Raw genomic sequence first — 24,129 nt, forward strand, 5'->3', positions numbered from 1 at the left:
GGGTTAAGCGGGAGTGCGCCCCGGAATGACGGGGTTCGGGCTGACGACGCTCACCACACCTCGCTCACGGCCTGCCCGTTGAACACCTCGGCGATACGGGCGCGGGTGGCGCGGCCGGTGTCTTCCGGCAGTTCGTCGATGGCGAAGAAACCGTGCGCCACGATCTCACGGTCCGGCACCGGCGCGCGCTCCTGCACGAAATCGCGCACGACATAGAGCATCACATGGTCGCGCCGGGAAACGCGGTGATTGTGAAACACGCCGTGCAGCACCGGCTCGCCGGTGAGCTTGATATTGCCTTCCTCGATCAGTTCGCGCGCCAGCGCCGTCTTCACGGTCTCGCCGGTCTCGACACCGCCGCCGGGCAAATGCCAGCCGCTGATGTAGGAATGGCGGATCAGGAACACCCGCCCCTGCCCGTCGATCACCAGGCCAAAGGCCCCAAGGGTCGCACCGCGGGCAAAGCGCCAGTAGAAATGGAACACGCGTCGCAACAGCGGCTCGAACCTGCGGCGTAGCTCTGACAAGCGCGATTCCCCCTGAAAACGCCCATAGTCGTAACAGCCGAACAGTCAAAAGTTAGGCGACAGCGGGCCTTTATTCTTTAGAATGGTTCCAATATATGGGGTCCCAGCGACCGACCGAAGGACCGTTCCGTGAAGCAATTTTCCGACCTGACCGAGCAGGAAGTGCTGGCGCTCGCCATCACCAATGAGGAGGAGGACAGCCGCATCTACCGCGGCTTCGCCGAGGGCCTGCGCGAGCAGTTTCCGTCCTCTGCCCAGGTTTTCGAGGAAATGGCCGAGGAGGAAGTGCATCACCGCGCGATGCTCTACGACCTCTACCGTCAGAGGTTCGGCGAATACCTGCCGCTGATCCGCCGGCAGGATGTGAAGGGCTTTCTGCATCCCAAGAAGCCACTGTGGCTGATGCGGCCGCTCGGGCTCGAGGAGGTGCGCAAATTTGCCGAGAACATGGAATTCGAGGCCGAGCGCTTCTACCGCAAGGCTGCCGAGAATGCGCGCGATGCGTCGGTGCGCGAACTGCTGATCACTTTGGCCGAGGCGGAGGCCGGGCACGAGTCGCTGGCGCACAAGCTGACCGCGAAAATTCTCACCGAAAACGCGCGCGCCGAAGAACACGAAACGGCGCGGCGCATGTTCCTGCTGCAATATGTGCAGCCGGGCCTCGTTGGCCTGATGGACGGTTCGGTGTCGACTCTGGCGCCGCTGTTCGCCGCGGCCTTCGCCACGCACAATACGTGGGAAACGTTTCTGGTCGGCATGGCGGCGTCGGTCGGCGCCGGCATCTCGATGGGTTTTGCCGAGGCTTTGTCGGACGACGGCTCGCTGACCGGCCGCGGCGCGCCGTGGCTGCGTGGCCTGGTGTCGGGCCTGATGACGACCATTGGCGGTGTCGGCCATGCGTTGCCTTATCTGATCCCGGATTTCTATATTGCGACCATCGTTGCGGTCATCGTGGTCGTGATCGAACTCGGGGTGATTTCCTGGATCCGCTACAAATACATGGACACGCCGTTCCTCAAGGCGGCGTTCCAGATCGTGGTCGGCGGCGTGCTGGTGTTCATCTCCGGCATCTTGATCGGGAGTTCGTGAGCTCACTCTGTCATCACCGGGCTTGACCCGGTGATCCCGCTTAGGGACGCACCGTGCCCACCTAAGCGGGATGGCCGGGGCAAGCCCCGCCATGACATCCCTAGTCGTGGCGTGCTTTACATACCGGCATGCCCTTTACCCTCGCCCATCTCTCCGACATTCACCTCGCACCGCTGCCGCCGGCGCATGCGCTCGACCTGTGCAGCAAGCGCATCACCGGCTATCTGAACTGGCAGCGCAAGCGCCGCTTCATCCATGACCCGGCGGTGCTGGGCACGATCGTCGCCGATATGAAGGCGCAAGCGCCCGACCACATCGCCGTCACCGGCGACATCGCCAATATCGGGCTGGAAGCCGAATATGCCGCCGGCCGCGGCTTTCTCGACATCCTGGGCAAGCCCGACACCGTGAGCTTCGTGCTCGGCAATCATGACATCTATGTCGCCGAATGCGCCGGCTTTGCCGCGCGCGCCTGGGGCCCATTCATGCTGGGCGATGACGGCGAGACCTTTCCTTACGTGCGGAGGCGCGGGCCGCTCGCGATCATCGGCCTCTCGACCGGCGTGCCGACGGCGCCGTTCCAGGCGACCGGCGAACTCGGTGACGGCCAACTGGGCGCGCTCGGGGCCCTGCTCCACCGCATGCACGACGAGAAACTGTTTCGCGTCGTGCTCATTCATCATCCGCCCGTGAGCGACGCGCCGGCCTACAAGCGCCTCACCGACGCCGGCGCCTTCATGCGCGTGATCGCGCGGCACGGCGCCGAGCTGGTGCTGCACGGCCACGACCACCGCGACATGCTCAACTATATTGACGGACCAAACGGCGCGCGTGTGCCGGCCGTTGGCGTGCCGTCGGCTTCGGTGCGGCCGGGCATGGACAAGGACAATGCCGGCTATCACCTCTACCGCATCGAGGGTGTGCCCGGCGCGTGGCGGTGCGAGATGGTGGTGCGGCAGATGAGTGAGGATGGGGACGTTAGGGAAGTGAAGCGCGAGGCGCTTTAGGGCACCGGCGCCGTCAGCAGCGCCCAGGTGAACAGCGCGGCCACCGCGACCACCGCACCGTAAACGAACATGCGCAGGCCACGCAGACGGCCGCGGCGCTGTTCATCCTCGATGGATTTCAGCGTCGCCGCCTGGCCGAACGGCACGTCATCGGCCAAAGCGCGGTCGCGCTCGAGCAGGCGCCGCGCTACATAGCGCGTCACCGCCGACACCATTTCCGGCACGTCATAGCTCTCGGTCAGCACGGCGCGGCCATAGCGCGTGTCCTGCACGAAACGGTACTGCCGCTTGTCGCGGCCCATTTCGACATGAGAGACGACGTCGACCCAGAGCCGCGGCGTCTCGCCCCGGCTGACGCCGCGGTCGAACAGCTCCACGTCTTTCGGGATTTCGGCAAACAGCGGATCGAGCGCTTCGTTCAGCAGTTCCAGCCGCGCCACTTCAGCATCGCGCAGATCAACGATAACCGCCGAACGCTCGGCGGCCTCGATGCGCGCCTCGCGCATAGCCTCCTTGAGCGGCGTCGGCGGCTGCGGCGTCTCGGAATCAGATTTCTTGCGGCGTCCCCACATGGCGCCCTTTTAGCAGGCCCCGAAAGCCCGGAAAAGGGAGAATCGTGAGGTTTTTCAGTCAGTTTGACGGTTAACCAGAGCTTACTGGCGGGGAACCACCCCATAGGAGCGAATCCAGCCCAGGCTGTCCTCGGTCCGCGGCGTCGAGGGGATGTATTCGCAGCCGACCCAGAACGGATAGCCGAGCCGGTCGATCTCGGCAAAGACGTAAGGGTAGTTGATCTCGCCATCCTCGTTGGGCTCGTGGCGCACCGGCACCTGCGAGCACTGGATGTGGGCGATCAGCGGCTGATACGTCCTGAAGCGCTCGATAATGTCGCCGCCGACGATCTGCACGTGAAAGAAATCGTACTGCATGAAGACATTGTCGCTGCCGACCTTGGCGATGATGTCCGCGGCGTGCTCGACCTGATAGAGAAAATAGTTCGGCACGCTGCGCTGGTTGATCGGCTCGATGTAGAGCTTGATGTTCTTCGCCGCGGCCTGATCGGCGGCGCGCTTGAGGTTGTCGACGAACACCGCTTCCGCTTCGCAGCGCTGCCCGGCGCCAACCATGCCGGCGAGGCAATGAATGGCGAGGCCGTTCACCGCCTCGACGTAATCGAGCGTCTGCGCGAAAGAGGCGCGCCACTCGTCCTGCCGGCCGGGCAGCGCGCCAAGGCCGAACTCGCCCTCGCGGCCCTGCGGCGTGTTGATGCCGAGTACCTTGAGATTGTTGCGCATGGCGGCGCGCCTGTAGTCGGCGGCGGCAACGCCATCGGGAAAGCGGCCCTCGATCGCGGTGAAGCCGGCCGCCGCCGCCGCATCGATGCGCTCGATGAGCGGGCGCTCCTTGAACAGATAATCGATGTGAGCGGAAAACCGCGGCATGCTTCTCCCCTTGCGCCCGTCCCTGCAGCCGTATTCATTAGCAGGCAAACCTAGCGCTCAAGTGCCGCAAAGGCCACCTGCATCGAGGAACGCCGCATGTCCGCCAACTCCGCCTTTCATATCTGCGTGCTGCCGGGTGACGGCATCGGACATGAAGTGATGAAACCGGCGCTCGACGTGCTGCGCCGCATCGAGGACACGACGCCGAGCCTCAAATTCCGGTTCTCGCAAGCGCCGGCCGGCGCCGAGGAATACAAGGCGACCGGCAAGTCGATGTCGGAGGCGACCATCAAGCTCGCCGGCGAGGCCGATGCCATTCTGCTGGGCGCCTGCGGCATGCCGAGCATCCGCTATCCCGACGGCACCGAGATCATGCCGCAGGTCGAACTGCGCTTCATCTACGACCTCTATGCCGGCGTTCGCCCGGCGCGGCTGGTGCCCGGCGTGCCCTCGCCGATCGTCGGTGCCCATGAGCACGGCATCGACTTCGTGCTGGTGCGGGAATCGACCGAAGGCCTGTTCGCCTCAATGGGCAAGGGCGTCACGACGCACGACGAAGCGCGCGAGACCCTGGTCGTGACGCGCAAGACTACCGAGCGGCTGTTCGACTTCTGCCTGCGCCTGGCCCAGCGGCGCAAGACGCGCGGCAAGCCGGGACGCCTGACGCTGGTCGACAAGGCCAATGTGTTCAAGGCGTTCAACTGGCAGCGCGAGATCTTTGACGTGCGCAAGGCGAAGTTTCCCGATGTCGCCACCGACAAGCTCTATGTCGATGCCTGCGCCGCCATGATGGTGAAGAAGCCCTGGGACTTCGACGTCATGGTGATGGAGAACATGTTCGGCGACATCCTCTCCGATCTGGCCGCCGGCCTCATCGGCGGCCTCGGCATGGCGCCGTCGGCCGATATCGGCGACACGCATGCGGTGTTTCAGCCCTGCCACGGCACCGCGCCGGACATCATGGGCCAGGGCAAGGCCAATCCGACGGCCATGATCCTCTCGACCGCGATGATGCTGGACTGGCTCGCCGACAAGCACGACCATCAGCCTGCGGCGGAAGCCGCGCTGCGCATCGAGAAGGCGGTGGACGACGCCTATCGCACCGGCCTCAAGCCGATGGAATATGGCGGCAGTGACGGAACGGCGACGATCTCGAAAGCTGTGATGACGGCGCTGGGGTAACTTCGCTTGTCCCGGACGCGATGCAGCACGCGAGTGGTGCATCGCAGATCCGGGACCGCGACAAAGCTGTGATGTGACGGTCCCGGTTCTGCGGCGCGTCATTTCATGCCGCGCCGCGCACGGGACAAGGCGCCTCAACACACCTGCGGCACGACCGCAGGCTTTCGCGCCCGCCGCACCAGCAGCAACATGACGAGACCGATGGCCGACATCGCCGCACCGGCGATCGACACCATCGGATAGCCCAGGTCCGCATCGATCACCACGCCGCCGAGCGCGGCGCCGACCGCATTGCCGAGATTGAAGGCGCCGATGTTCATGGCGGAGGCGAGGTTCGGCGCTTCGCGCGCTTCCTGCATCACGCGCATCTGCAGCGGCGGCACCACCGCGAAGCTGGCAATACCCCACAGGAAGATGAGAACGGCCGCGCTCGCCTCCCAACGCATGCCAACGGCGAAGGCCGCCAGCAGCACGACGAGGCCAATCAGCGAAGCGATCAAGGTGCCATCGACCGAACGATCGGCGAAGCGGCCGCCGATGATATTGCCGACCGTCAAGCCCACGCCATAGACGACGAGCATTGCCGTCACGAACAATGTGCCGACACCGGTCTCGTTGTTCAGGATCGGCACGATATAGGTGAAGACCGTGAACATCGCGCTGGCGCCGACCACCGTGAGCGCCAGCGCCAGCAGCACAGGACCGCGGGCGAGCACACGCAACTCAGCCTTCATGTCGGCGCCCTTCCCGACCGGCAATGGCGGCAGCGCGAGCCGCAACGCAACCATCACCACGGCGCCGATCGCAGCGATGCCCCAGAACGTCGCGCGCCAGCCCAGCACTTCGCCGAGCCATGCCGCGAGCGGCACGCCGCCGATGGTCGCAATCGTCAGCCCCGAGAACATCGCCGCGACCGCGGACGCTCGCCGCTCCGGCGCCACGACACTGGCCGCCACCACCGAGCCGACGCCGAAGAAGGCGCCATGATTGAACGAGGTAATGATGCGAGCCGCGAGCAGCATGCCGTAACTGTCGGACAGCGCCGAGAGGATATTGCCGAGCGTGAAAATGCCCATCAGGCCGATCAGCAGCGTCCGCCGCGGTACCCGGGCGAAGGCCAGCGTCATCACCGGCGCGCCGACCAGCACGCCCAGCGCATAAGCGCTGACCAGCAGGCCGGCGGCTGGAATCGAGACGCCGAGGCCGTCGGCGATCAGCGGCAGCATGCCCATGGGCGTAAATTCGGTGACGCCGATGCCGAAGGCGCCGAGCGCGAGGGCAAAAAGAGGCGGATTGAGCTTCATGGTGGGACGGCGCTCCTGATTATTGCGTCAGCATACATAGTGCATCGCAACAAACATGATTAGACGCTTTCGTGGTTCGGCATCTTTGCGTATGATTCACAAATGGATCGAACCGATCACTCCGGGGAGATGGCCGCCTTTGTCGAGGTCGCCCGCCAGGGCAGCCTGTCCGGCGCAGCGCGGGTGCTGGGGCTGACGCCCTCCGCCGTCAGCCGCATCATCGGCCGTATCGAGGCCCGGCTCGGCGTGCGCCTTATGGTGCGCACCACGCGCTCGCTACGGCTGACCGCCGAAGGCCAGAGTTATGTCCATGCCGCCTGCCGCATCCTTGCCGACATCGCCGAGACCGAGAGCGCCATCGCCGATCAGGCCTCGCCGCGCGGAAAGGTGCGCCTCAGCATGGCCTCGGCGCATGGCCGCATGTCGATCGTACCGCTGCTCGGCGAGTTCACCGCGCGCTATCCCGGCATTGCGCTCGATCTCGATCTGAGCGACGAGGTCGCCGACATTATCGGGGGCCGCGCCGACGTCGCGGTGCGATTCGGGCCGCTCGCCGACAGCGCGCTCACCGTCCGGCGCCTCGGCGAGACCGGCCGCACCGTGATCGCCTCGCCCGCTTATCTCAAGCGCCACGGCACGCCACGTCGGCCGGCCGACCTCATCAACCACAATTGCCTCGACTTCAGCTTCCGGCGCATCGAGCCGGGCTGGCCGTTTCGCGAGGACGGTCGCGACTACATTTTGCCCGTCAGCGGCAACATGGTCGCCAACAATGGCGAGACGCTGGTGCAGCTCGCGCGTGACGGCCTCGGCATCACCCGCGTCGGCAATTTTCACATCGAGGATGAGCTCGCGAACGGCCGCCTCGTGCCATTGCTCGAAGAGTTCAACCCGCAGGATCGCGAAGCCATTCACGCGGTCTTCATCGGCGGCGCCAACATGCCGGCGCGCGTGCGCGTGCTGGTTGATTTTCTGGCCGAGAAATTGCGCCCCGCGTAACGGCGCATGCACCATTCTGCGCCGATGGGCCGCCGCCCGCATGCACCGTATATTTTCCGGTCATCCGAAAGCCGTTTGCCAGGATTGGCTTTGCACTGACGCACGCCAGCGCCTACGCTGCCGCCACAGAAAACACGATCCGGCAGCGTTCACACCTGCGCGACAGACCGGATCGGCAGGGAGGAGAAAAACCATGTCATTCGAGACACGCGTCGCCCGTGCTGCGCGCAACACGCTCGGCGCCATTGCTGCGCTGACGCTCGCCGCCACGGCGGCGCAGGCCCAGACCTACGGCATCGCCACCATGCCGCCGGGCACACTCAGTCACACCACCGCCTCGGCGATCGCGAAGGTGCTCAAGGAAAAAGGCGGCATGAACGTGCTGGTGCAGCCGACGGCCGGCGAAACCACGCTGATCCCGCTGGTCGCGCGCGGTGAAGCCGATCTCGGCATCGCCAACATCTTCGAAACCGAAGCGGCCGTGAAGGCCAATCCCGATTTGCGCCTTGTCGGCTCGCTGCATTCGCTGCGCGGCGCCTTCTGGGTGCGCAAGGATTCGCCGATGAAGACCGTCGCCGATCTCAAGGGCAAGCGCGTCGTGCTCGGCTTCTCGGCGATGCGCACCATCGATCCGATGGTCAAGGCGATCCTCGCCGCCGGCGGGCTCAATGAAGGCGACATCAAGCCGGTGCTGGTGCCGAACGTGGTGCGCGGCGCCGACGATTTCGCCAACGGCGCGGCCGACATGTTCTTCTTTGCCTTCGGAGGCGCCAAGGTGCGCGAAGTCGACGCCACCGTCGGCGGCATTCGCGCCCTGACCATTCCGAAGGACGGCATGGCCGCCGCGCAGAAGATCGTGCCGGAAGGCTACCTCACGCCGGCCGTACCCTCGCCGTTCTTCGTCGGCGTCGAACAGCCGATGGAGGTCTACACCTGGGACAACATGCTGCTGACCAACGCCAAGGTGAAAGACGAGGTCGTCATCAAGATGATCGAAACGCTACAGGCCAACAAGGCCGACCTCGTCGCCGTGCAACCGGCGCTGCGCGATTTCGACGACAAGAAGCTCTACAAGACCTATAACCTGCCCTATCACCCCGGCGCCTTGAAGTACTTCAAGGACCACAAGCTTGAAGCCGTAAAGGTCCAGTAAGCCCGTGAGTGAAGTTCACGCCATTGACGAAACGGCCGGCCCCGCGCCGTCCGTTTCCCGCAGCGTTGCCGTCGCCACCGACATCCTCCAGGCCCTTCTGCTGATCTGCGTTGTCGGCTGGGTCATCGACCTGCCGCGCCGCCTGTTCGGCCTGTCGTTTTACACCGAGCAGCTGCTGGCCGTGTGCCTCGGTCTGGCGCTCGCCCTCTCCTTCATCAATGCCCGCTACCAGCGTCCGGTCATCGGCTGGATCGGCGCGGCGCTGGCGCTGATCATTTGCGGCTACATCGCCTATCGTTACGAAGACCTGACCCTGTCGATCGCCATGTTGCCGACGGAAGGCGTCATCGGCAGCGCCATCATCGTGCTGCTGGTGCTGGAAGCGACGCGGCGCTCCGCCGGCGGCGTCCTGGTTGCCATTATCCTCGTCATATCCGCTTACGTCTTCATCGGCCCGCACATGCCGGGCGACTTCGCCACGCGGACGGTGTCGCCGGAGCGCCTGCTGGTCTATTACGGGCTCGACACCAACGCGATCATCGGCAGCATCCTGTCGGTAGCGGTGCTCATCGTCGTGCCCTTTACACTGATGGGCCAGGTGCTCGGCCGCACCGGTGGCGCCGCTTATTTCGCCGACCTCGCAATGTCCGGCATGGGCAGCTTCCGTGGCGGCGCGGCCAAGATCGCCGTGGTCGGCTCCGGCCTGTTCGGCCTCATCTCAGGCGCCGCCGTCAGCAACGTCATGGCGGTCGGCATCGTCACCATTCCGTTGATGGCGCGCTCCGGCTTTACGCGCACGCGCGCGGCGGCGATCGAGGCGGTCGGCTCGACCGGCGGGCAGCTGATGCCGCCGGTGATGGGCGCCGCCGCCTTCATCATGGCCGAGTTCCTGCAGGTGTCCTATGGCGCGGTCTGCATCGCCGCCGCGATCCCGGCGTTGCTCTATTACGCGGCGCTGTTCTTCCACGTCGATCTCGAAGCCGCCAAACACAAGATCGGGGCGGCGCAGGTCGAGGACATGCCGCGTTTCTCCGAGGTGGTGAAATCGGGCTGGCATTTCCCGATCCCGCTCATCTTCCTCATTGCGACGCTTGCCTGGCCCGAAGTCTTCCAGATCCCGATCGAGCGCGCCGCCGTCTACGCGACCGCGATCATGATCGTGCTCTGCCTCGTCTTCGGCTATCGCGGCAAGCGCGTGACGCCGCGCGAAATGCTGCGCGCCATCCTCGACACCGGCAAAGCCGCGCTGGACATTATCCTGATCGGCGCTGCGGCCGGCATGGTAGTCGGCGCGCTCAACATCTCCGGCATTTCCTTCGGGCTGACGCTGCAGCTCATCTCGCTGGCCGGCGAGAACCTGTTCGTGCTTCTGCTGCTCACCGCGATCATCTCGATCATCCTCGGCATGGGCATGCCGACGGTGAGCGTCTATGTGCTCACCGCTTCGCTGCTGGCGCCGTCGATCATCAAGCTCGGCGTGTCGCCGATGGCGGCGCATATGTTCGTGATGTATTTCGGCATGCTGTCGATGATCACGCCGCCGGTGGCGATCGCCGCTTATGCCGCGGCCAACATCGCGCGCGTGCCGGGCTGGAATGCCGGCTGGACCGCGGTGGTGGTCGGCTGGAGCACATTCTTCATCCCGTTCCTGTTCGTCACCGAGCCATCGATGCTGATGAACGACACCTGGCCGGCGATCATCTGGAATCTGGCGCGCAACCTGCTCGGCATCTTCATCGGCACCGCCGGCATTGTCGGCTTCGCCGTGGCGCCGCTGTCGACGCCGCTGCGCCTCGGCTTCGTTGCGGCCGCCGTCGCCATCCTGATCCCGCCGCACGTTTTTGCCGGCGCGCAATGGCTCGACTGGGCCGGACTGACCGGCGCCGTGGCGCTGCTGGCATTTAACTGGATGCAGAGCCGCGCCCAAAAGCAAACGGCGCCGCAGGTGGCGGCGCCGTAAAAGCCTGACCCGGACGCGATGCAGCGCGAAGCGTCAGCGTAGCGATGCATCGCAAAGCCGGGACCGTCAAAAACTCCGATACGCAAAGGCCCCGGTTCTGCGGCGCGTCATTTCATGCCGCGCCGCGCCCGGGACAAGTGTCTCAATTCCCTTCGCGCCAGATGCCGAGCGCTTCCTGCGCCGGACGATCGGAGATCGAGAACAGCACGGCGTCCTCGGACCCTTTGACCTCATGATGGTAACGCTTCCACGGCGGGATGACGAAGACGTCGTTGACGGCCCACTCCAGCGGCTTGCCGTCAACGACTGTGACGCCTGAGCCCTCGGCGACACAGAACACCGTGCCGTCGGTCGAGCGGTAAGGCTCGCCCGTGAAGCCCTTGGGCAACAGCGACAGATGCGCGCCCATGGTCGGCAGCACCGGCCCGCCATTGATCGGGTTGGCGTAGCGCACGCGGGCGCCGAAGCGCTTGTCGATGTCGCCGGTCTTGCGCAGACGCTCGAGCACCGGCTTCATCTTGCGATACGGGTAATTGATGACAGGCGAGCGGTTGGTCACCGTCGGCATGCCGTCCGGCAGGACGCCGGTGGCATAGCGCTCGAACGAGTCGCCGTCCTCGTGATTCACGTTCTGCATCTTCTCGTCGAAGTGCTTGGCGAACGACGCCTGGAAATGATTGATCGTCGGCATGTCGAGCACGTCGAGCCACATCACCGGCTCCTTGCCGGTGTTGCCGTGGTCGTGCGGCGCCCAGTTGGCGGTGATGATGAAGTCGCCATGCTCCATGTTCGACTTCTCGCCCTCGACCGCCGTATAGGCGCCCTCACCCTTGAGCACGAAGCGGATGGCGGAAGCGACATGCTGATGCACGTCGGCGATTTCGCCGGGCATGATGAGCTGGATGCCAGCGAACAGCGAATTGGTGATCTTGGACTTGCCGGGATCGCCGGGGTTCTCGAGCACGAGCACGCGGCGCTCGGCCTCCTCGGCCGTGATGACCTCGCCGGCTTCGAGCATCAGCTTCTCGACCTGCGGGAACTTCCACACCGCCGGCACCATCTGGGTCTTCGGCTCCGGCGTCACCAGGCCCTTGAGCACCTCCCAGAGCGGCGCGAGGTTGTAGCCCTTGATCTTCTCGTAATAGGCCTGCCGCGAAGCCTGAATGTTGTGCTTGGAGCCAGGATTGGCTTCGGTCGCCATCGACATGCGCGCACTCCCTGGGGCGGTTTGGTTCGCCCGATCGTTCCGTTTGTAACCATTGTATAGCGCAAATCGATACCGGGCGAAACAACCCCACGTTACGGCGCTGTCCCGCGCCGGCCGATGGGCCGGCCCACTCAGTTATTCGCCGAGCCGCCGTCAACCACCAGGGACTGGCCGGAAACGAAATTGCTGTCGTCGGAGGCCAGGAACAGCAGCGCGCCGGTTAGGTCTTCCGGGTAAGCGTCACGCTTGAGGGCGCGGGACGCCCTCGCCTTCTCGCTTTCCTCCTCGACATGGACGGTGTTGGCGAGGCCGGTGTCCGACAAGGTGAAGCCGGGCGACAGCGTGTTGACGTTGATGTTGTGGACGCCCAGTTCGCGCGACAGCGCCCGGGTGAAGGCGATGATGGCGCCCTTCGAGGTCACGTAAGGCAACATGCGCGGGATGCCCTTGTAGGGTGCGCCGGAGGCAATGTTGATGATCTTGCCGGCCTTCTTCGCGATCATGTGCGGGGCGACGTGGCGACACGGCAGATAGGTGCCCTTGATGTTGATCGCCATCACCTTGTCCCACAAATCGGCGTCCCACTCGTCGAACGGGCGCGGCTTGAGCGTGGCGTAGAGCGCCGCGTTGTTGACCAGGATGTCGATGCCGCCGAACTGCTTGAGCGTTTCGGCGACCATCGCCTTCACCGAAGCTTCGTCTGCAACGTCGCAGATCGTGCTCGACGCGCTGCCGCCGGCCTTGGCGATTTCGGCGACGACCTCCTTGCCGTCGGCGATGTCGGCAATCATCACTCTCGCGCCGTTGGCGGCCAATGCCAGCGAATAATGCCGGCCGATGCCCTTGGCGCCGCCGGTGACGATGGCGACCTTACCCTGAAGCCGGGACATGGCTTCCTCCCTTCCCGTTCAGGCTTTCACGCGCTGGATGAAGCCGCCGAAGGCCGCCAGCTGCGTCTTGACGATGTCGCGGGTCGGCTGGTCGGTCAGTTCGAGCGTGTCCTTGTCGAACTTGTTCTGGGCGAAAGACACGAAAATCTCCGGCGTGCCGAACAGGAAGACGTTGAGATAAGTGAGCGACTGTCGCATGTGATATTGCATCCGCGAGCCGCCCAGCGGGCCGCCGCTGGCCGATTGCAGCGCCACCGGCTTGTCCTTGAAAGGCTGGTCCTTCAGGCGCGAGACCCAGTCGAACGCATTCTTCAGCGCGCCCGGAATGGTCCAGTTATATTCCGGCGTGACGATGATGACGCCATCGGCGGCGCGCACCGCGTCGGCAAATGTCACCACCGGAGCTGGGAAACCGGACGCGTCCTGGATATCCTGGTTGTAGAACGGAAAGCCGTCGAACGGCGGCGCTTCGGTGAAGGTCATGCCCGCGGGCGCCAGCGCCGGCAGCGCGCGCACCAGCGCGTGATTGTACGAATTCTTGCGCAGCGATCCGCAGATCGTCAGCACCTTGAGCTGGTCGGCCATTGCAATCTCCGTCACGTCGTCGCCCCGCAGCGCCCGCTTCATATGCGAGGAGGCGCGCCCCGCGGATTTCGCGGGACGCGCACTCTGTCAAATTCAGGGTGACAACGCCAGAGGAAGGCTCTTCGTTCACTTCTCGTCGGCGATCGTGTTCTTGAGGACGCCGATGCCGCCGATCTCGCACTCGATGGTGTCGCCGGCCTTCATCCACACCGGCTCCGGCTTGCGGGCATGGCCCACGCCCGACGGCGTGCCGGTGAACAGCACGTCACCCGGCTCCAGCGTCATGCCTTCGGTGAGATAAACCAGCGACTCCGCGACCGGGAACATGAAGTGGTCGGTGTTCGACGACTGCATCACATTGCCATTGAGGCGGCTCTCGATCTTGAGGCCCTTGCCGCCGCGCGGCAGCTCGTCCGCGGTGACGACCCACGGGCCGTAGCTGCCGGTCTCGTCGAAGTTCTTGCCCATGCCCCACTGCGTGGTGTGGCGCTGATATTCGCGGATCGAGCCTTCCATGCCGCAGGTGTAGCCGGCGACGCAATCGGCCGCGTTCTCCAGCGTGAGGTGCTTGGCGCGTTTGCCGATGATGACGACGAGCTCGCCCTCGTAGTCGAACTGGATCGACGTCTTCGGCCGGATCAACGGCGCACCGGGCGCCGTGAAAGACGACATCATACGGAAGAAGATCGATTGGAATTTCGGGATGTTGTCCTTCTGCGGACCTTCCTTGACGTGGTCCAGATAATTGAGGCCGAGGCAGATCACCTTGCCCGGGCTCGTCACCGGCAACGCGTATTTGATGCCGGCGAGCGGCACGCGCGCCGAGGCCGGCGCCTTCTTCACCACATCGGCCAGCGCCTTGACGTCGCCGCCGGCGCGCAGGAACGCGCCATATTCGGAGGGCAGCTTGTTGTCGGCCGCGTTCACGTCGACGACGCTGTCGCCATCGACCACGCCCATCCGCACGCCATTATTAGATTGGAAATTGACGATCTTCATCGCGTGCCTCACCCGAATTTGTCGCGCGCCGCGCGCGATTGCGCGGGCTGTCGGGGGAGGCTTAGCGCAGACCAAGGCTGTCGTTCAACAGCCAGAGTGCGCGGCCATTTTCGGATTGCGGGAGGGCGTGGGCTCAAGCCCCTCCGCTCAGGCCTTGGTCTTTTCGGGTAACGAAAACGCCTGGATCGAGAAACGGCAATCCGCATCGGTCCACACGCCGGCCGGCTCCCAGCCAACGCCGCGCGCCAAGGCCGCCAGCGAGTCCGCCGTGTACTTGTAGCTGCTCTCGGTGTGGATGGTCTCGCCGGCGCGGAAGTCGAAGGTCTCGCCCGCCGCCTTGACCTTCTGCCGCCTGGTGCTGGCCAGATGCATTTCGATGCGCTGACGCTCCCGGTTGTAGAAGGCATGATGCTCGAAGGTCGACAGATCGAAATTGCCGCCGAGCTCGCGGTTGATGCGCATCAGCAGATTGAGGTTGAATTTCTCGGTAAAGCCCGCCGCATCGTTATACGCGGCGTTGAGGACCTCGGCATCCTTCACCAGATCGGCGCCGATAATCATCTTGGCGCCGGGGCCGAGCGTCTTGGCCGCGTTGCGCAGGAAACTCGCCGCTTCATGCGGCTCGAGATTGCCGATGGTCGAACCGGGAAAGAAGCCGACGCGCGCGGTGGCGTCCCGCGCCTCCTGCGGCAATTCAAAGGCTTGCGTGAAGTCGGCCTCGACCGGCCGCACCTTGAGCGCGGGAAAGTCAGGCACCAGTTCGGCGGCTTCCTGCTCCAGCATCGGGCCGCAGATATCGACCGGCACATAGACCGCCAGATCCTTTACGGCGGCCAGCAGAATGCGCGCCTTCTGGTTCGAGCCCGAACCGAACTCGACCAGCGCCGCGCCGGGCGCGATCAGCTTGCCGATCTCCGCGCCCTGCTCGCGCAGGATGCTCATCTCACAACGCGTCGGATAATACTCGGGCTGCTCGGTGATGCGCTCGAACAGTTCCGAGCCAACGGCATCATAGAAATATTTGGGCGGCACACGCTTGCGCTGCGCGGACAGGCCCTTGACGACATCGGCAGCGAACGCCGAGGTTTCGGCGTCATCCGCGATAAAAGATTGAGTTCGTGCCAACGCGACCATAGGGCCTCACGATCCGATCATGTGTCTTCCGAGTGCCGTCCCGTTCAGGGAAATTCGGCAAGGCGCAGGCTTGAGAACTGCCAACGCGCCGACGGATAAAAGAAGTTGCGGTAGGTTAAACGCTCATGGCCGTCGGGAGTTGCCAGCGACGAGCCGCGCAACACCATTTGTCCGCTCATGAACTTGCCGTTATATTCTCCCAGCGCTCCTTCGGCAGCGCGGTAACCCGGATAGGACAAATAAGCGCTGCGCGTCCATTGCCAAGCCATGCCGAAGCCATCGGCGATCAGGCCGGCGCGCGCCGAAACTTCCCATTCCTGCTCGCTGGGCAGGTGTTTACCGGCAAAACGGGCAAAAGCGTCAGCTTCGTAATAGCTGACATGCAAAACCGGCGAGGCCGGATCCACGGGCCGAAGCCCGCCCAAGGTCATGACGTGCCAGGTTCCATCGACCTGCCGCCAGTATCCCGGTGCCTCCCAGCCGTCCGTCTGCACCGCCGCCCAGCCGTCCGACAGCCACAGCGACGGCGTGCGGTAACCGTCCGTCTCGATAAAGGCCAACCACTGCGCATTGGTCACGAGGTGGCGCGCGATGCGCATCCTCGGGATGAGCGCTTCGTGTCGTGGCAATTCGTTGTCGTAACAGAAGCCCGCATTGTCATGGCCGATCGGCTGGATGCCCGACGGCACATCGACGAAGTCGTTCACCTCCCGCGGTCCCGTGACGCCGCGCGGCATCTGCCAGTTGGAATCGTAAGACGGATTCGTCGGGTTCTGCGCGAAGGCGTGCAGGATGTCGGTGAGCAGCAATTCCTGATGCTGCTGTTCGTGATTGAGGCCGATCTCGAGAATTTCGAAAAAGCGCGGCGCCATGTCCTCCGGCACATTCTCAATCAGCCGCTCGACCGCAGCATCGACATGCGCGCGGTAGCGCATCACCTCTTCGCTGTTCGGCCGCGTGATCAGACCGCGCTGCGGCCGCGCGTGCCGCGGGCCGGCGGCGACATAGTAAGAGTTGAACAGGAACGGAAAGCGCTCGTCGAAAGGCACATAGGACTTTTCGTGTTCGCGGACGAGGAAGGTTTCGTAGAACCACGTCACATGCGCGCGGTGCCACTTGGTGGGCGACGCATCCGCCATCGACTGCACGATCTGGTCTTCCGCCGACAGGAAGGAAGCGCGCCGTTCGGTCTCCGCGCGCACGGTGCGAAACGCCGCCAGCCAGTGGCGGCGCCGTTCTTCGATCGTTTGATGTCGAGACAAGGCGCCGGAGACCGACGACATTGCGGTTGGGGCCATACGGGCCTCCGTAATGGTCTTCAAAGACAACGCGCCCCGGCGGGGAGCCAATCCATACATAGATAAGATCGGCGGCCGCAATTGTTCCATTGTCCCAACACACAGACAATCGCCCGGACTTCACTTTTGGGCGAGGCCCGCGAATGTGTCCATAGCTGGCACATTTACGCCTCCGGCAAGTTCGGATTCGCCCGCCAAAGCAATATGATAGCCGTCGATTGAAACCTCCTGGGCGCAACTCTATAAGGGCACATCGGGGGGCAGATGCGCGTCAGCGGCAAATCCTATCGTACGATCTGGGTTGCAAATGACGGCCGGTCCGTCGACATCATCGACCAGACCCGGCTGCCGCATCGCTTCGCCACTGTCTCACTGCGGACGCTGCAGGACGTCGCCCATGCCATCAAAACGATGCAGGTTCGCGGCGCGCCATTGATCGGCGCCGCGGCGGCCTATGGTATTTGCCTTGCTATGGCATCGGACGCTTCCGACGAAACGCTCGATTGCGCATATGGCATCCTTCTCGCCACCCGGCCGACGGCCATCAACCTTCGCTGGGCGCTCGACGAGATGCGCGCCCACTTGCGCAACCAGCCGCGCGAGGCGCGCGTCGCCGCCGCTTGGAAGCGCGCTGGAGACATCGCCAACGAAGATGTCACGCTCAACGCGTCGATCGGCGAGCACGGCCTGACGATCCTCCGCGATATAGCGGCCAGCAAGAAGGGGGAGCGGATCAATGTGCTCACCCACTGCAATGCCGGGTGGCTGGCCACCGTCGACTGGGGCACCGCGCTGGCGCCGATCTACAAGGCGCATGACGCCGGACTTGCGATCCATGTCTGGGTCGACGAGACGCGGCCGCGCAATCAGGGCATGAACCTCACCGCGTGGGAGCTCGGCCAGCACGGCGTACCGCACACCGTCATCGCCGACAATGTCGGCGGCCATCTGATGCAGCACGACATGGTCGATATCGCCATTGTCGGCACCGACCGCACCACGGCGCGCGGCGACGTCTGCAACAAGATCGGCACGTACCTCAAGGCGCTGGCGGCAAGGGACAACGATGTGCCGTTCTATGTCGCCCTGCCCTCGCCGACCATCGACTGGACGCTGAACGATGGCATCAAGGAAATCCCGATCGAGGAACGCGGCGGCGAGGAGCTGTCGCACATGAGCGGCCGCCTGCCCGACGGCTCGGTGGTCGAAATCAATATCGCCCCCGACGGCAGCGCTATGGCGAACTATGCTTTCGATGTGACGCCGTCACACCTTGTCACCGGCCTCATCACCGAGCGTGGCGTCTGCGCGGCTTCGGCACAAGGCTTGCGCGGACTGTTTCCCGAACGCGCGCCGAAGGGCCTGGGGACTTAAGCCATGGAAAATCTCTGGTCCGATGAGGCGGCGCGCGCGGCGGTGACGAAATACGCCGCTCAGGGCGTCAACGAGGATCTGGCGCTGCGCACCTATACGACACGCCTGCTCGGCGGCGAGCCCCGGCTCGTGCAGCACGGCGGCGGCAATACCTCGGTCAAGACCAAGGTGACCGACAGTCTCGGCCGGAAAGTCGATGTGCTTTGCGTCAAGGGCTCGGGCTGGGACATGGGCATCATCGAGCCACCCGGCCTGCCGGCGGTAAAGCTAACGCCGTTGCTCGAACTGGCCGCGCTTGATGCGCTGAGCGACGAGGACATGGTCAACCTTCAGCGGACCAATTTGATCGACGCAGGGTCGCCGACACCATCGGTCGAGACGCTGCTGCACGCCTTCATCCCGCACAAATTCGTCGACCACACCCATGCCAACGCCACCTTGTCGCTATGCGACCGGCCGGACGGCATGGCGCTGTGCCGAAAAGTGTTCGGCCCGAAAGTGCCTGTCATTGATTTCGTGCCACCGGGCTTCGCGCTGGCCAAGAAAGCCAAGGAAACCTTTAACGCCCATCCCGATTGCATCGGCCTGATGCTGCATAAGCACGGCATCTTCTCGTTCGGCGCGACGGCACGCGAAGCCTATGAGCGGATGATCGGGCTGGTCAGCCTCGCCGAGCAGGAACTGGCGAAGGGCGCGGACAGGAAACTGGTGCAGGTGAAGCTTCCGGCGAGCCTCGCCAGCGTCGGCGACGTTGCACCGATCTTGCGCGGTCTGCTCGCCTCGCCGATCGACAAGGATGAAGGCCGTTTCGCGCGCGTCATACTCGAGCATCGCGCCACGCCCGCGGTGCTGGACTATGTGAATGGCGCGGAGCTTGCCCGCTACAGCCAACTAGGCCCGGTGACGCCTGATCACGTCATTCGCACGAAGCCGAAACCGCTAATCCTGCCGGCGCCGGAGACTGGCAAGCTAGAGGATTTCGCCACAGCCGCGCGCGACGCAGTCAACAAATTCCGTGCCGGCTATCGCGCCTACTTCGAGCAGCACAACGCCAAGGCCAATCCGAAAAAGAAGCCGCTCGACGACACGCCGCGCGTCGCGCTGGTGCCGGGCCTTGGCCTGTTCGGTATCGGACCGACGGCGAAAGACGCCGCCGTAACCGCTGACATTGCAGAAACCTGCGCCGCGGTGGTGCTCGATGCCGAGAGGACCGGCCGCTTCGAGACCATCGACGAGGCCGCCCAGTTCGACATGGAATACTGGTCGCTCGAGCAGGCCAAACTCGGCAAGACGCAGCCCAAAGCCCTGCAGGGACAGGTCGCCATCGTCACTGGCGGCGCTGGCACTATCGGCAAAGCGACCGCCGCAGCCCTCAAGCGTGAAGGTGCCGAGGTCGTGCTCCTCGATCTCAATGAAGAGCAAGTCAAGGCGACGGCGAAATCGCTGGGCGCGCTGGGACTAGCCTGCGACGTCACCGATCGAGCTTCGGTCGATGCAGCCTTCAAGGCTGTCGCCACGACGTTCGGCGGCGTCGACATTCTCGTCGCCAATGCCGGCGCGGCGTGGCAAGGCCGCATTGGCGAGGTCGATGACGCTGTCCTGCGCAAGAGTTTCGAACTCAACTTTTTCGGCGCGCAGAATGTGGCGCAGGCCGCCGTGAAGCTCATGCTGACGCAGGCGACCGGCGGCACGCTGCTGTTCAACGTGTCGAAGCAGGCGGTCAATCCGGGCCCGAATTTTGGCCCCTACGGCTTGCCCAAGGCAGCGGCCATGGCGCTGATGCGGCAATATGCTATCGACTACGGCGCCGACGGCATCACGGCCAATGCCGTGAACGCCGACCGCATTCGCTCGGGACTGCTGACGGACGACATGGTCAAGGCGCGCTCCACCGCGCGCGGCGTCTCGGAGCGCGATTACATGAGCGGCAATCTTCTTGGCCGCGAAGTGCGCGCCGAGGATGTCGCCGAGGCTTTCGTGTCGTTGGCGCTGGCGCGCAAGACCACCGGCGCGGTGCTGACGGTCGATGGCGGCAATGTTGCCGCGGCGTTGCGCTAAAAGGAACGGTGCACATGTCCTTCGATGTTACCGCCTTCTACAAGGCCGAGTTCGCCGAGCAGCGCGCCGTCGCGCAGGCGACTGAAGCGGCATTGCAAAAGCCCTTCGCCGGCCTGCTCACAGCCTGCGTCACGTCGGTCCGGAACGGCGGCAAGATCATGCTGTTCGGCAATGGCGGCAGCGCCGCCGATGCCCAGCATCTCGCGACCGAACTCACCGTCCGCTACAAGAAGGACCGCCCTGCCATTGCGGCGATCGCCCTGACCACGGACTCCTCAGCGCTGACCGCGGGCGGCAACGATCTCGGCTTCGACCACATCTTCGCCCGCCAGATCGAGGCGCTCGGCCGGCCCGGCGACATCGCGCTCGGCATTTCAACCTCGGGCAAGAGCCCGAATGTCGTGCTCGCCCTGAAGCAGGCAAAGAAAATGGGCCTCATCACAGCGGCCTTCAGCGGCAAAGGCGGCGGCGACCTGCCCGGCCTTGCCGAGCATCTTCTCGTGGTGCCGTCCGACACCACGGCGCGTATTCAGGAGATGCACATCACGCTGGGCCAGATGCTGTGCGGCGCGATCGAGATCGAGCTGGGATACGTCAAATAGATGTGCGGCATTGCAGGGCTGCTGAACGCTTCGGCACGGGGCGCCAATTCGCTGGAGCGGCTGGCGAAGGCGATGGGCGATGCCGTGGCGCATCGCGGACCCGACGATTACGGCGTCTGGAGCGATCCGGATACCGGTGTCGCCATGACGCAGCGGCGGCTCTCGATTGTCGATCTCTCGCCCGCCGGGCACCAGCCGATGATTTCGGCCAACGGCCGTTACGTCATCGTCTACAATGGCGAGATCTATAATTTTCTTGAGCTGCGCGCCGAGCTCGAGGCGCGCGGCGTTGCCTTCCGCGGCCATTCCGATACCGAAGTCATGCTGGAGGCCTTTGCGGCCTACGGCATCGAGGCCACCGTGAAGCGGCTGATCGGCATGTTCGCCATCGCCGTGTGGGACAAGGGCGAGCGCACGCTGACTTTGGTGCGTGACCGGCTCGGCATCAAGCCGCTCTATTGGGCGAAGTTCGGCGGCCTCTTCATTTACGGCTCGGAGTTGAAAGCGCTGCGCGTCTGTCCCGGCTGGGAGCCGCGCGTCGACCGCCGCGCCGTCGCCTCCTATTTGCGACACGATTACGTGCCGGCACCACACACCATCTATGAAGGCGTGCAGCAGCTTGAGCCCGGCACGATCCTGACTTTGCCGTGGGGCGGAGAACCGAAGATCGCGCGCTTCTGGAATGCGCGGGAGATCGCGCGCAACGGCATTAGTAATACCCTCGCCGGCAGCGACGCGGAACTGACCGACCGCCTCGAAGCGCTGCTCACCGACGCGGTGCAGCGCCGCATGATCGCCGATGTGCCCCTCGGCGCCTTTCTCTCGGGCGGCGTCGACTCGTCAACCGTCGTTGCCTTGATGCAGAAGGTCAATGCGAGCCCGGTGAAGACCTTTTCGATCGGCTTCGACATTCCCGATTACAACGAGGCGCAATACGCGGCCTCGGTGGCGCGTCACCTCAAGACCGATCACACCGAGCTGACCGTTACATCGCAGCAGGCGCGCGATGTGATTCCAAAGCTCGCCGACATGTATGACGAGCCTTTCGCCGACTCGTCGCAAATCCCGACTTATCTGGTCTCCGCGCTGACGCGGCAGCATGTCACCGTGGCGCTGTCAGGCGATGGCGGCGACGAATTGTTCGCCGGCTATACCCGCTATCAGCTTGCCGAACGCATGTGGCGTGGCCTGTCGCTGATGCCACTGCCGGCGCGCCGCGGCCTAGCCGCGTCGATCCGCACACTATCGCCCGATCGCTGGACGCGGCTGCTGGCAGGCTTGCCGGCGCGCCTGCGCCAGGTCGCCATTGGCGACAGGCTGCACAAGTTTGCCGAGGTTCTCGACCAGCCGGACAGCCAGGCGGTTTACCGGCGTCTTGTCACCCATTGGGAGCCCGGCTCCGTGATGCCGAACGCCGACGAGTACAACACCGTCCTGGCGGACCCGGCAGTGACGGCCGAGTTTCCGGACCTGCTCAACCGGATGCAGTTTCTCGATCTGGTGACTTACCTGCCGAATGACATTCTCACCAAGGTCGATCGCGCCAGCATGGCGGTGGCGCTGGAAGCGCGCGTGCCGCTGATCGATCATCGCGTGGTGGAGTTCGCGTGGCAGTTGCCGCGCCATGCCAAGATCCGCAACGGCACCAGCAAATGGCTGCTGCGCGAGGTGCTCTACCGTCATGTGCCGAAAGAGCTGATCGAACGCCCGAAGATGGGCTTCGGCATTCCGCTCGGCGACTGGCTGCGCGGGCCGCTGCGCGACTGGGCGGAAAACCTTCTCGACGAGCGCCGCCTCACCGATACGGGGCTACTCGATGCCCGCCGTGTTCGTGAGGTGTGGCAGGAGCACCTCAGCGGCAAGCGCAACTGGCAGTATCTGATCTGGAACGTGCTGATGCTGGAAGCGTGGCGTGACCGGTGGATGACCGGCAACGCGGCGCCGGTGGAGCAATAGCGCCGCAAAGGGCGGTGCGTCGGCTCACCGAATTGCGCGGTGTCAGGGCCTGTGGCATGGTCGCCCGCAGGTCAAAACGTGGTCGCCGCGCGCCACCCTTCCCGAGAAACATGCTGTGACAATTTGGCAGTCTTACCGCCATAGCCTGCCAATGCTGGCCGACTGGCTGGTCGTTTGCCTCGCTGCCTCGCTGCCGTGGTCGACGTCCTTGACCGGAATATTTGCGGGGCTGTGGCTGCTCACGGTGTTGCAGACCTTGACGCGCGAGGACTACCGGCAGGCCTTCTCGCGACCGGCGGGCTATTTGATCATCGCCCTCGTTGGCGTTGCCGCGCTTGGCACGCTGTGGGCGACGGTGCCGTGGCACGAACGTCTCGACGGGCTCGATACGTTTGTCCGGCTGCTCTGCATCCCGCTGCTGTTTGCGCAATTCAGCCGCTCCGACCGCGCCGGCACCGTCATGATCGGCTTTGCGATCTCCTGCGCGGTGCTGCTCGCCGTGTCGTGGGCTGGTTACTTTGGCCTCGATCTTTCCCCGGTCCTCAGGGCGGGCGGCATTCCGGTGAAGGATTACATCGCGCAAAGCGCGGTGCTGACCGTGGCGCTGCTGTTCTTCGTTCGGCTGAGCACCGACAAATGGGCCGCCGGCCAGCGCCGTATCCCGGTTGCGCTGGCGCTGCTTGCGGCGCTGTGCCTTCTCAACATCTTCTATGTCGCCACCAGCCGCACCGCACTGGTCGTCACAACATCGCTGCTGCTGTTGTTCGGATTCCGGCAATTCGGCTGGCGCGGCGCGGCCGCGATGCTCGCGGCGGTCGTCATCCTCATCGGCGCCGCCTGGCCGACCGCAGACTTCCTGCGGACCCGGACGGTCGGATTTGTCGAGGAGGTTCAGACATTTAGCCCGGAAGGTCGGGCCACGCCGGCGGGCGAGCGCCTGGAGTTCTGGCGCAAGTCGCTCGGATTCATGACCGAGGCTCCGGTTTTGGGCCACGGCACCGGCTCCATCCGCGCCCAATTCAAAAAGGCCGCGGAGGGACAGACGGGAATGGCGGCAACGATCGCGGCCAACCCGCACAATCAATTATTTGCAGTCGGAATTCAGATCGGCGTGGTCGGCATCGCGATTCTGATCGCGATGTGGCTATCCCACCTGGCCTTGTTCGCGTCGCGGAGTGTCGCGGGCTGGATGGGGCTGGCCATCGTCCTGCAGAACATCGCCGGCTCGATGTTCAATTCCCACCTGTTCGATTTCACGCATGCGTGGCTGTATGTGGTTGGCGTCGGTGTGGCTGGGGGGGCGGTACTGAGGGAAGCGGCGCGCGTTGCGCACAGCAACTCAGAGTCTTAAAAGCGTTTACGT

Annotated in this window: 21 protein-coding genes; 11 read left to right on the forward strand and 10 right to left on the reverse strand. The window is 64.5% G+C overall.

Features of this window, described 5'->3' with window-relative positions; translation table 11 throughout:
• Positions 1-50: 50 nt before the first annotated feature.
• Positions 51-494: an NUDIX domain-containing protein gene (locus tag DXH78_RS00005; protein WP_347337750.1), complete on the reverse strand. Its 444-nt coding sequence runs from the start codon at positions 492-494 to the stop codon at positions 51-53.
• 162 nt (positions 495-656) lie between these two features.
• Here DXH78_RS00005 and mbfA point away from each other — a divergent pair, with 162 nt between their 5' ends.
• Positions 657-1,616 (forward strand): iron exporter MbfA, encoded by a 960-nt coding sequence (gene mbfA / locus DXH78_RS00010; RefSeq protein ID WP_115515137.1) that lies wholly within the window; start codon positions 657-659, stop codon positions 1,614-1,616.
• A 128-nt stretch (positions 1,617-1,744) separates the two neighbouring features.
• Positions 1,745-2,623, forward strand: a complete 879-nt coding sequence (locus DXH78_RS00015; protein WP_115515138.1) for a metallophosphoesterase family protein — start codon at positions 1,745-1,747, stop codon at positions 2,621-2,623.
• Here the strand turns inward: DXH78_RS00015 and DXH78_RS00020 are convergent.
• Positions 2,620-3,195, reverse strand: coding sequence for a hypothetical protein (locus DXH78_RS00020; protein WP_115515139.1), 576 nt, complete (start codon positions 3,193-3,195; stop codon positions 2,620-2,622). The two genes, DXH78_RS00015 and DXH78_RS00020, sit on opposite strands and share 4 nt — an antisense overlap.
• Positions 3,196-3,276: 81 nt before the next feature.
• Complete coding sequence (locus tag DXH78_RS00025) at positions 3,277-4,065, reverse strand: hydroxypyruvate isomerase family protein (RefSeq protein WP_115515140.1); 789 nt, start codon at positions 4,063-4,065, stop codon at positions 3,277-3,279.
• Positions 4,066-4,161: 96 nt separating this feature from the next.
• On the opposite strand from DXH78_RS00025, the gene DXH78_RS00030 reads away from it, so the two are divergent.
• Positions 4,162-5,247 carry an isocitrate/isopropylmalate dehydrogenase family protein gene (locus DXH78_RS00030; protein ID WP_115515141.1) on the forward strand — a complete coding sequence of 362 codons (1,086 nt, stop codon included), beginning with the start codon at positions 4,162-4,164 and terminating at the stop codon, positions 5,245-5,247.
• Between the two features lie 134 nt (positions 5,248-5,381).
• Here the strand turns inward: DXH78_RS00030 and DXH78_RS00035 are convergent, their stop codons facing one another.
• Positions 5,382-6,551, reverse strand: coding sequence for an MFS transporter (locus DXH78_RS00035; RefSeq protein WP_115515142.1), 1,170 nt, complete (start codon positions 6,549-6,551; stop codon positions 5,382-5,384).
• A gap of 102 nt (positions 6,552-6,653) precedes the next feature.
• On the opposite strand from DXH78_RS00035, the gene DXH78_RS00040 reads away from it, so the two are divergent.
• The 3 genes from DXH78_RS00040 (at position 6,654) to DXH78_RS00050 (ending at position 10,663) form a co-directional block, all read left to right on the forward strand.
• Positions 6,654-7,550 (forward strand): LysR family transcriptional regulator, encoded by an 897-nt coding sequence (locus DXH78_RS00040; RefSeq protein ID WP_210209482.1) that lies wholly within the window; start codon positions 6,654-6,656, stop codon positions 7,548-7,550.
• Between the two features lie 193 nt (positions 7,551-7,743).
• Positions 7,744-8,703: a TAXI family TRAP transporter solute-binding subunit gene (locus tag DXH78_RS00045; RefSeq protein ID WP_168192653.1), complete on the forward strand. Its 960-nt coding sequence runs from the start codon at positions 7,744-7,746 to the stop codon at positions 8,701-8,703.
• 4 nt (positions 8,704-8,707) lie between these two features.
• Positions 8,708-10,663 (forward strand): TRAP transporter permease, encoded by a 1,956-nt coding sequence (locus DXH78_RS00050; protein WP_115515145.1) that lies wholly within the window; start codon positions 8,708-8,710, stop codon positions 10,661-10,663.
• 142 nt (positions 10,664-10,805) lie between these two features.
• Here DXH78_RS00050 and gtdA read toward each other — a convergent pair whose 3' ends face one another.
• From gtdA to egtB, 6 genes are all read right to left on the reverse strand, one after another.
• The gene (gene gtdA / locus DXH78_RS00055; protein WP_115515146.1) at positions 10,806-11,870 is read right to left on the reverse strand and encodes a gentisate 1,2-dioxygenase; all 1,065 of its coding nucleotides are present in this window, start codon (positions 11,868-11,870) and stop codon (positions 10,806-10,808) included.
• Positions 11,871-12,001: 131 nt separating this feature from the next.
• Positions 12,002-12,760, reverse strand: a complete 759-nt coding sequence (locus DXH78_RS00060; RefSeq protein ID WP_115515147.1) for an SDR family NAD(P)-dependent oxidoreductase — start codon at positions 12,758-12,760, stop codon at positions 12,002-12,004.
• A gap of 18 nt (positions 12,761-12,778) precedes the next feature.
• A complete protein-coding gene (locus DXH78_RS00065; protein WP_115517642.1) occupies positions 12,779-13,345 on the reverse strand; it encodes an NADPH-dependent FMN reductase in 567 nt (188 codons plus the stop codon).
• Positions 13,346-13,471: 126 nt separating this feature from the next.
• A complete protein-coding gene (locus tag DXH78_RS00070; protein WP_115515148.1) occupies positions 13,472-14,344 on the reverse strand; it encodes a fumarylacetoacetate hydrolase family protein in 873 nt (290 codons plus the stop codon).
• A gap of 147 nt (positions 14,345-14,491) precedes the next feature.
• Positions 14,492-15,478, reverse strand: coding sequence for an L-histidine N(alpha)-methyltransferase (gene egtD / locus DXH78_RS00075; protein WP_115515149.1), 987 nt, complete (start codon positions 15,476-15,478; stop codon positions 14,492-14,494).
• A 44-nt stretch (positions 15,479-15,522) separates the two neighbouring features.
• Positions 15,523-16,776 (reverse strand): ergothioneine biosynthesis protein EgtB, encoded by a 1,254-nt coding sequence (gene egtB / locus DXH78_RS00080; protein ID WP_115515150.1) that lies wholly within the window; start codon positions 16,774-16,776, stop codon positions 15,523-15,525.
• A gap of 264 nt (positions 16,777-17,040) precedes the next feature.
• On the opposite strand from egtB, the gene mtnA reads away from it, so the two are divergent.
• From mtnA to DXH78_RS00105, 5 genes are all read left to right on the forward strand, one after another.
• The gene (mtnA, locus tag DXH78_RS00085) at positions 17,041-18,150 is read left to right on the forward strand and encodes an S-methyl-5-thioribose-1-phosphate isomerase (protein ID WP_115515151.1); all 1,110 of its coding nucleotides are present in this window, start codon (positions 17,041-17,043) and stop codon (positions 18,148-18,150) included.
• Between the two features lie 3 nt (positions 18,151-18,153).
• Positions 18,154-20,208: a bifunctional aldolase/short-chain dehydrogenase gene (locus tag DXH78_RS00090; protein WP_115515152.1), complete on the forward strand. Its 2,055-nt coding sequence runs from the start codon at positions 18,154-18,156 to the stop codon at positions 20,206-20,208.
• 14 nt (positions 20,209-20,222) lie between these two features.
• Positions 20,223-20,810: a D-sedoheptulose 7-phosphate isomerase gene (locus DXH78_RS00095; protein ID WP_115515153.1), complete on the forward strand. Its 588-nt coding sequence runs from the start codon at positions 20,223-20,225 to the stop codon at positions 20,808-20,810.
• Complete coding sequence (gene asnB / locus DXH78_RS00100) at positions 20,811-22,766, forward strand: asparagine synthase (glutamine-hydrolyzing) (protein WP_115515154.1); 1,956 nt, start codon at positions 20,811-20,813, stop codon at positions 22,764-22,766.
• A 151-nt stretch (positions 22,767-22,917) separates the two neighbouring features.
• Positions 22,918-24,117, forward strand: coding sequence for an O-antigen ligase family protein (locus DXH78_RS00105; RefSeq protein WP_115515155.1), 1,200 nt, complete (start codon positions 22,918-22,920; stop codon positions 24,115-24,117).
• Positions 24,118-24,129: the final 12 nt, after the last annotated feature.

Source organism: Undibacter mobilis (assembly GCF_003367195.1).
In the GTDB taxonomy this organism is placed as follows: domain Bacteria; phylum Pseudomonadota; class Alphaproteobacteria; order Rhizobiales; family Xanthobacteraceae; genus Pseudolabrys; species Pseudolabrys mobilis.

What these genes read in the sequence shown, in the direction of transcription:
- DXH78_RS00015 (WP_115515138.1), top strand. Translation starts at nt 1,745, where the DNA reads ATGCCCTTTACCCTCGCCCATCTCTCCGACATTCACCTCGCACCGCTG.
- DXH78_RS00020 (WP_115515139.1), bottom strand. Translation starts at nt 3,195, where the DNA reads ATGTGGGGACGCCGCAAGAAATCTGATTCCGAGACGCCGCAGCCGCCG.
- DXH78_RS00025 (WP_115515140.1), bottom strand. Translation starts at nt 4,065, where the DNA reads ATGCCGCGGTTTTCCGCTCACATCGATTATCTGTTCAAGGAGCGCCCG.
- DXH78_RS00030 (WP_115515141.1), top strand. Translation starts at nt 4,162, where the DNA reads ATGTCCGCCAACTCCGCCTTTCATATCTGCGTGCTGCCGGGTGACGGC.
- DXH78_RS00035 (WP_115515142.1), bottom strand. Translation starts at nt 6,551, where the DNA reads ATGAAGCTCAATCCGCCTCTTTTTGCCCTCGCGCTCGGCGCCTTCGGC.
- DXH78_RS00040 (WP_210209482.1), top strand. Translation starts at nt 6,654, where the DNA reads ATGGATCGAACCGATCACTCCGGGGAGATGGCCGCCTTTGTCGAGGTC.
- DXH78_RS00045 (WP_168192653.1), top strand. Translation starts at nt 7,744, where the DNA reads ATGTCATTCGAGACACGCGTCGCCCGTGCTGCGCGCAACACGCTCGGC.
- gtdA (WP_115515146.1), bottom strand. Translation starts at nt 11,870, where the DNA reads ATGTCGATGGCGACCGAAGCCAATCCTGGCTCCAAGCACAACATTCAG.
- DXH78_RS00060 (WP_115515147.1), bottom strand. Translation starts at nt 12,760, where the DNA reads ATGTCCCGGCTTCAGGGTAAGGTCGCCATCGTCACCGGCGGCGCCAAG.
- DXH78_RS00065 (WP_115517642.1), bottom strand. Translation starts at nt 13,345, where the DNA reads ATGGCCGACCAGCTCAAGGTGCTGACGATCTGCGGATCGCTGCGCAAG.
- DXH78_RS00070 (WP_115515148.1), bottom strand. Translation starts at nt 14,344, where the DNA reads ATGAAGATCGTCAATTTCCAATCTAATAATGGCGTGCGGATGGGCGTG.
- egtD (WP_115515149.1), bottom strand. Translation starts at nt 15,478, where the DNA reads ATGGTCGCGTTGGCACGAACTCAATCTTTTATCGCGGATGACGCCGAA.
- egtB (WP_115515150.1), bottom strand. Translation starts at nt 16,776, where the DNA reads ATGGCCCCAACCGCAATGTCGTCGGTCTCCGGCGCCTTGTCTCGACAT.
- mtnA (WP_115515151.1), top strand. Translation starts at nt 17,041, where the DNA reads ATGCGCGTCAGCGGCAAATCCTATCGTACGATCTGGGTTGCAAATGAC.
- DXH78_RS00090 (WP_115515152.1), top strand. Translation starts at nt 18,154, where the DNA reads ATGGAAAATCTCTGGTCCGATGAGGCGGCGCGCGCGGCGGTGACGAAA.
- DXH78_RS00095 (WP_115515153.1), top strand. Translation starts at nt 20,223, where the DNA reads ATGTCCTTCGATGTTACCGCCTTCTACAAGGCCGAGTTCGCCGAGCAG.
- asnB (WP_115515154.1), top strand. Translation starts at nt 20,811, where the DNA reads ATGTGCGGCATTGCAGGGCTGCTGAACGCTTCGGCACGGGGCGCCAAT.
- DXH78_RS00105 (WP_115515155.1), top strand. Translation starts at nt 22,918, where the DNA reads ATGCTGGCCGACTGGCTGGTCGTTTGCCTCGCTGCCTCGCTGCCGTGG.